Below are 6,520 nucleotides of genomic sequence, written 5' to 3'. Positions count from 1 at the left end.
GTTTCCGCCTGCTTACCTCTCTCTGACCCGGCGACGTGTTGGTCGTTGTTCCCGGTCAGTGGAGGCGCATTATAGGGAGTTCCTGACAGGCTGCAACCCTTAAATTCAAAAAATTATTCAACTGCAGAGATTTTCACCAAAGTGCGACTTAATCATGCAATTTGCTTACTGTTTACCCGCAATCCGCGCGATTTCCTGCGCAAAACGCCCGACTTCGTTCCAGTCTGTGTATTCAACTTCTTTACTGGTATCTGTTTCGCCGCCTGTCATGCGCATAATAAAGCGGATCATCACCTTATCGAGCCAGCGATAGCGGGGATAACGCAGCGCCCCGGCAAATACGGCGCTGACAGTGGGTCTCCACGGCGAAGCCAGCAGGAACTTGCGGACATAAGGGTTGGTCTGGGGCGTCCGCTTTTCAGGTTTACGCGCCGTCAGGTTCACGCCATAGAATGCTGTGGGCAGGCGGTTGAGCTCATCGGTATGCTGTTTAACGAACTTATCGAGTACCGGGTTGAAGTGCCCATACCGGATAGACGCTCCGATCGCTACGACCGTATAGTCCGCCAGCTTTACCGAACCGGCCTGTTGAAGATCCACAACATCGCAGGCCAGGCTGCCTTGCAGGCTATTGGCAATATAAGAAGCAATCGCCCTGGTTTGGCCATCCGTGGTGGAATAAAGAAGTAATGCTTTCATCTCATGCTCCTGCTGGGAGTTACTCTCGCCAGAATGTCGGCGTAAACAGAACTAAAAGGGTAAAGACTTCAAGCCGGCCAAACAGCATGGTAATGATTAACATCCATTTTGCCGGGTCATTCATTGCCGTGAAGTTGTTCGCGACCATGCCGAGGCCTGGCCCCAGGTTGTTCAGGGTAGCCGTTACGGCCGAAAATGCCGAGAGCTCATCAACGCCGGTGGCCGTAATGGCCAGCATACTGACGATAAATACCAGCGCATAGGCAGAGAAGAAGCCCCACACTGCCTCAATAATGCGCTCCGGCAGCGCCCGGCTCCCCAGTTTGATGGTATAGACCGCATTGGGATGCACCAGCCTCTTCAGCTCGCGCGCACCTTGCAAGTACAGCAGCAGGATCCGGATGACCTTAAGCCCGCCGCCGGTCGACCCGGCACAGCCCCCGATAAAGGCGGAACATAATAATAGAAGAGGAAGAAACATCGGCCAGGCCGAAATGCTGTCCGTGGTAAAACCGGCGGTCGTCGCCATGGAGACGACCTGGAAGAAAGCCTGATTCAGCGTCGTCATGCCTGATGCGTAGCTCTCGTGCCACCATAATATTGCCGTACAAAGCGTCGTTAATATCAGCTGTATCATGATAAACATACGGAATTCCGGGTCACGCCAGTAGACGCTGAGCCTGCGGCCACTGAGCAACGCAAAGTGCAGGCTGAAATTGCAGGCGGAGATTAACAGGAAAAACGCAATGAGGGTGTTGACTACCGGGCTCTGGAAATAGCCGATGCTGGCATCATGAGTTGAGAAGCCGCCGATAGCGATAGTGGAAAAACTGTGTGAGAGCGCATCAAATGCTGACATCCCGGCGAGCCAGAGAGCCAACGCACAGGCCACCGTCAGGACAACATAGATAAACCAGAGCGTTTTGGCGGTTTCGGCAATGCGCGGGCGCATCTTATTGTCTTTGAGCGGCCCCGGCATTTCAGCCCGGTAGAGCTGCATCCCGCCGACCCCAAGAATCGGCAGAATCGCCACGGCCAGCACGATGATGCCCATGCCGCCCAGCCATTGCAGCATCTGCCGGTAAAAGAGGATGGCTTTCGGCAACGTGTCCAGCCCCACCAGCACCGTGGCACCGGTGGTAGTCAGCCCGGAAAAAGACTCGAAGAATGCGTCCGTGAGTGAAAGGTTTGGTTGCTCTGAAAACAGAAAAGGCAGCGCCCCAACGCTGCCGAGCACCGTCCAGAACAGCACCACAATCAGGAAACCTTCACGTGCTTTCAGTTCATGCTTCTGGCTGCGGTTTGGCCACCAAAGCAAAATGCCCAGCACCAGCGCCACAAAGAAGGTCTGACTGAAGGCGCGGCCTGCGCCGTCACGGTAAATCAGGGCAACCAGACCGGGGATGAACATCGTCCCGGAAAAGAGAATAACCAACAGCCCGACGATGCGGGTGATCGCGCGAAAATGCATGCCTGTTCCTCAGCCGGTTTTATAACGGCGGCGAGGATACCGGTTTTAGCTGCAATGCCCCCCGACTCAGATCACGTAAACGTGCTGCAATCTCTTCAACCCGGGTCTGCGGTAAAGACAACCGCAGATGCACCTGCACCCCATAGTCGCCCTGAAGGATTGCCCCCTCATGCTGGGACACCAGCGCCTCTACCCCCGGCAATTGCGCATAGTCACAAATCAATTCATATTCCGCCTGCGGTACTTTCAACCGTACCGGCAGCTGTTTCAATGCCTGTTGCACCCCATTGCCATAGGCTTTGACCAGGCCGCCGGTGCCCAGCTTTATTCCGCCGTAATAGCGCACGACCACCGCCACAATCTCCCCTACCCCGCTGCCCATCAGCTGGGCCAGCATCGGTTTCCCGGCCGTGCCTGAAGGTTCGCCATCATCGGAGAAGCCGAGCTGCTGCGAATCGCCCGGCGGCCCGGCGACAAACGCCCAGCAATGGTGCCGGGCATCAGGATGTTGTTGCCGGCACTGTTGTACAAAGGCTTTGGCCGCGTCAGCCCCGCCGGCATGGGCCAGCAGGGTGATAAAACGGCTTTTCTTAATCTCTTCGCTGAATTCCAGGGTTTCAGCCGGTATCGGGTAGGGTTGCATCAGGCCAGATTAAGATCGCGGGTCATGTTTTCAATACGGTCCGGGTAAATCACCACATTATCCTCGATACGGATGCCGCCGAACGGCTTCAGGGCCTCGATGCGCCCCCAGTCGAAATGCTGACTGAACTGCCCTTCGCGCCACGGGGCCAACAGTGACTCAATAAAGTAGAGACCCGGCTCGATGGTCAGCACCATGCCCGGCTCCAGCACACGCGTACAGCGCAGATAAGGATAGCGGGACGGCGCAGCGAGGTGGGTACCGGTATCATCCTGCATAAATCCGGCGACATCATGCACCTGCAAACCCAGCGGGTGGCCCAGGCCATGCGGCAGGAACGGTGTAGTCAACCCCTGCTCCACCATCGCCTCTTCGCTGATGTTATTTACCAGCCCATGTTTTTTCAGCAAAGCGGCAATGCGGTGATGCATCTGCACATGGTAGTCGGTGTAACGGGTACCGGCCTGCAGGGTACCGATGACGGCCAGCTCCTGCTCGTTGAGATCGTTTACCAGCGCAGCAAAATCACTGTCCGGCTGGGCGGCGTAGGTACGGGTAATATCAGCCGCATAACCGTTGTATTCCGCGCCCGCATCGATCAGGAAACTGCGGACGTCTGCCGGCACCTGATATTGCAGCTGGGTATAGTGCAACACCGCCGCATGCTCATTCAGCGCCACGATATTGCCGTAAGGCACATCGGTGTCACGGTGGCCGGTCGCGGTGAGGTAGGCCATATTGATGTCGAACTCATTCATGCCGGAGAGAAACGCCTCATGCGCGGCGCGGTGCCCCGCCACGGCCAGTTTCTGCGCCTCACGCATGCAGGCCAGCTCATACCCGGTTTTATAAGCGCGGTAGTAATGCAGGTAATCGATCACGCCCTGCGGGTTGATATACTCAGCTTTAATGCCCAGCCCGGCCGCGCGCCCTTGCGCATAACCAAGATACGCCACCCGGTCGCGGGCAGGCGGCAGCAGGGAGGCAATCTCATCAGCATTTTTCAGCGCGACGATCTCCACCTCTGACGTCCAGAAGCTTTCCGGCAGCGGCTCAACGTTATGCCAGTAATCCACCGGGGAATAGAACCAGAGTTTCGGCTTATTCACGCCATCCACCCACAGCCAACAGTTAGGCACCTGCGTGACCGGCACCCATGCTTTGAATTGCGGGTTCACTTTGAAGGGGTAGGTATGGTCATCCAGGAAAACGGTGAGCAATTCCCCGGAGTGAATCAGCAAACCGTCCAGCTGATGGCGGGCAAGTACCTCGCGTGTGCGTTGCTGGAGAGTGGCGATATGATCTTTATAAAGCGCAGACAGCGTTTCCATCACAATATCCTTTTAGCTTCACATGATCCCCGCATCTTACCACAGCGGCCGCTGCCCCGTAGCGCAGGTCGGTTTGTGATCACTTCAGCAAATACACAACTTCTCATTTGCAAATAGTTAACATAAAAACCACACTGCCAGTCATCTGGTCATACCAGATCCCATGCGCTGATTCAGGAGAGAGAGATGCTCTATCAAGGCGACACCCTGCACCTTCACTGGCTGGAAAACGGCATCGCCGAGCTGGTGTTTGATGCCCCAGGCTCGGTTAATAAACTCGATACACAGACGGTCGCCAGCCTGGGCGAAGCCGTCACGGCACTGGAAAACCAGCCCGATCTGAAGGGCGTTTTACTGCGCTCCAACAAAGCAGCCTTTATTGTCGGTGCGGATATCACGGAATTCCTTTCATTATTTGATGCTCCGCCGGAAAAACTGACGCAATGGCTGGGGTTCGCCAACCAGATTTTTAACCGGCTGGAAGATCTGCCGGTGCCGACGATCGCCGCAATCACCGGCTACGCATTGGGCGGCGGGTGTGAATGCGTGCTGGCGACCGACTTCCGCATCGCCTCCCCAGACACCCGCATCGGCCTGCCGGAGACCAAACTCGGCATCATGCCGGGGTTTGGCGGCTCGGTACGCCTGCCGCGCCTGCTGGGGGCAGACAGTGCCATGGAGATCATCACCGCCGGGAAAGATGTCTCAGCCGCAGAGGCACTGAAACTGGGGCTGGTGGATGCCGTGGTAGCCCAGGACAAACTGGTGGCTGCTGCGCTGCAGATGCTGAACGCCGCGATTGACGGCAAACTCGACTGGCGCGCGGCCCGCCAGCCGAAGCTGGAACCCCTGAAACTCTCTGCGCTTGAGGCGGCCATGAGCTTTGGCGTCGCCAAAGGCATGGTGCTGCAACAGGCCGGTAAACACTACCCGGCCCCGATGGCCGCCGTCACTACCATTGAAGCAGCGGCAGGCATGGGGCGGGAAGAGGCGCTGAAACGCGAAACCGCCAGCTTTGTCCCGCTTGCCGGGTCAGATCAGGCGCGGGCGCTGGTCGGCATCTTCCTGAATGACCAATTCGTCAAAGGGCAGGCCAAAAAGTTTGCGGCGCAGGCTGACTCCCCTGCGCAGGCGGCGGTGCTGGGTGCCGGGATCATGGGTGGCGGCATCGCCTATCAGTCGGCGCTGAAAGGCGTGCCGGTGTTGATGAAGGATATCAGCGAAAAATCCCTGACGCTCGGCATGAACGAAGCCGGGAAGTTGCTCGATAAACAGCGCGAACGCGGCAAAATTGATGGCCTGAAAATGGCGCAGACCCTGGCGACCATCCAGCCAACGCTGGACTACGCCGGCATTGGCCGGGCGCAGGTAGTGGTCGAAGCCGTCGTTGAGAACCCGAAGGTGAAAGCCGCGGTGCTGGCGGAAGCGGAAGCGCTGATTGATGAACAGTGCGTGCTGGCCTCTAACACCTCAACGATTCCCATCAGCACGCTGGCCCACGCCCTGAAACGGCCGGAAAATTTCTGCGGCATGCACTTCTTCAACCCGGTGCACCGTATGCCGCTGGTGGAGGTCATCCGCGGCGAGAAAACCTCAGACCGCACACTGGCGACCGTAGTGGCTTACGCCCTGCGAATGGGCAAAACCCCGATCGTGGTCAATGACTGCCCCGGCTTCTTCATTAACCGCGTGCTGTTCCCTTACTTCTCCGGCTTCAGCCTGCTGATGCGCGATGGCGCGGATTTCCGGCAGATCGATAAAGTCATGGAGAAACAGTTTGGCTGGCCGATGGGCCCGGCCTATCTGCTGGATGTGGTGGGCATTGATACCGCGCACCATGCGCAGGCAGTGATGGCGCAAGGCTTCCCGGATCGGATGGCGAAATCTTACCGCGATGCGGTGGATGTGATGTTTGACCAGCAACGCTTCGGCCAGAAAAACGGCACCGGTTTCTACCGTTACAGTGAAGACAGCAAAGGCAAACCGCGTAAACAGCCGGATGAGGCGGTGGATCGGCTGCTGGCCGAAATCCGCCCGCAGGCGCATGAATTCAGTGCCGACGAGATTATCGCCCGCATGATGGTACCGATGATTAATGAAGTGGTGCGTTGCCTGGAAGAGAACATCGTCGCAAGCCCCGCCGAAGCGGATCTGGCGCTGGTCTACGGCATCGGGTTCCCCCCGTTCCACGGCGGCGCGTTGCGCTACCTCGATACCCTGGGCAGCCGCCGCTACGTTGAACTGGCCGATCGTTATGCCCATCTCGGCGCACTGTACCAGGTGCCGGACGGTCTGCGCGCCAAAGCGGAAAGTAACGCGCGCTATTACCCTGATGCCACACCGCTGGCAGAGATTAATACCGGCACGCCGGCATGA

At 57.7% G+C, this 6,520-nt stretch carries 5 protein-coding genes; 1 reads left to right on the top strand and 4 read right to left on the bottom strand.

Annotation, left to right across the window (positions count from 1 at the left end; translation table 11 throughout):
- Nucleotides 1-165: 165 nt before the first annotated feature.
- From hemG to pepQ, 4 genes are read right to left on the bottom strand one after another with little or no spacing between them, the layout of a single operon-like run.
- Entirely contained in the window at nucleotides 166-699 is a 534-nt protein-coding gene (gene hemG, locus CYR55_RS15760; protein WP_101817325.1) for a menaquinone-dependent protoporphyrinogen IX dehydrogenase, read from the bottom strand.
- Nucleotides 700-718: 19 nt separating this feature from the next.
- Nucleotides 719-2,170, bottom strand: coding sequence for a Trk system potassium transporter TrkH (gene trkH, locus CYR55_RS15755; protein ID WP_101817324.1), 1,452 nt, complete (start codon nucleotides 2,168-2,170; stop codon nucleotides 719-721).
- Nucleotides 2,171-2,189: 19 nt separating this feature from the next.
- Nucleotides 2,190-2,813 carry an IMPACT family protein gene (locus tag CYR55_RS15750; RefSeq protein ID WP_101817323.1) on the bottom strand — a complete coding sequence of 208 codons (624 nt, stop codon included), beginning with the start codon at nucleotides 2,811-2,813 and terminating at the stop codon, nucleotides 2,190-2,192.
- Nucleotides 2,813-4,144 (bottom strand): Xaa-Pro dipeptidase, encoded by a 1,332-nt coding sequence (gene pepQ, locus CYR55_RS15745; RefSeq protein WP_101817322.1) that lies wholly within the window; start codon nucleotides 4,142-4,144, stop codon nucleotides 2,813-2,815. The genes CYR55_RS15750 and pepQ overlap by 1 nt, the downstream gene beginning before the upstream one ends.
- Nucleotides 4,145-4,330: 186 nt before the next feature.
- Here pepQ and fadB point away from each other — a divergent pair, with 186 nt between their 5' ends.
- Nucleotides 4,331-6,520: a fatty acid oxidation complex subunit alpha FadB gene (gene fadB / locus CYR55_RS15740; RefSeq protein ID WP_101817321.1), complete on the top strand. Its 2,190-nt coding sequence runs from the start codon at nucleotides 4,331-4,333 to the stop codon at nucleotides 6,518-6,520.

It is taken from the genome of Chimaeribacter californicus (assembly GCF_002858675.1).
GTDB lineage: Bacteria > Pseudomonadota > Gammaproteobacteria > Enterobacterales > Enterobacteriaceae > Chimaeribacter > Chimaeribacter californicus.
Note: the sequence above shows the minus strand (reverse complement) of the source record. Positions and strands in the feature narration are given on the sequence as shown.

Bases quoted from the DNA above. Each gene is read 5' to 3' on its own strand.
- CYR55_RS15750 (WP_101817323.1), bottom strand. From the start codon at position 2,813: ATGCAACCCTACCCGATACCGGCTGAAACCCTGGAATTCAGCGAAGAG.
- hemG (WP_101817325.1), bottom strand. From the start codon at position 699: ATGAAAGCATTACTTCTTTATTCCACCACGGATGGCCAAACCAGGGCG.
- fadB (WP_101817321.1), top strand. From the start codon at position 4,331: ATGCTCTATCAAGGCGACACCCTGCACCTTCACTGGCTGGAAAACGGC.
- trkH (WP_101817324.1), bottom strand. From the start codon at position 2,170: ATGCATTTTCGCGCGATCACCCGCATCGTCGGGCTGTTGGTTATTCTC.
- pepQ (WP_101817322.1), bottom strand. From the start codon at position 4,144: ATGGAAACGCTGTCTGCGCTTTATAAAGATCATATCGCCACTCTCCAG.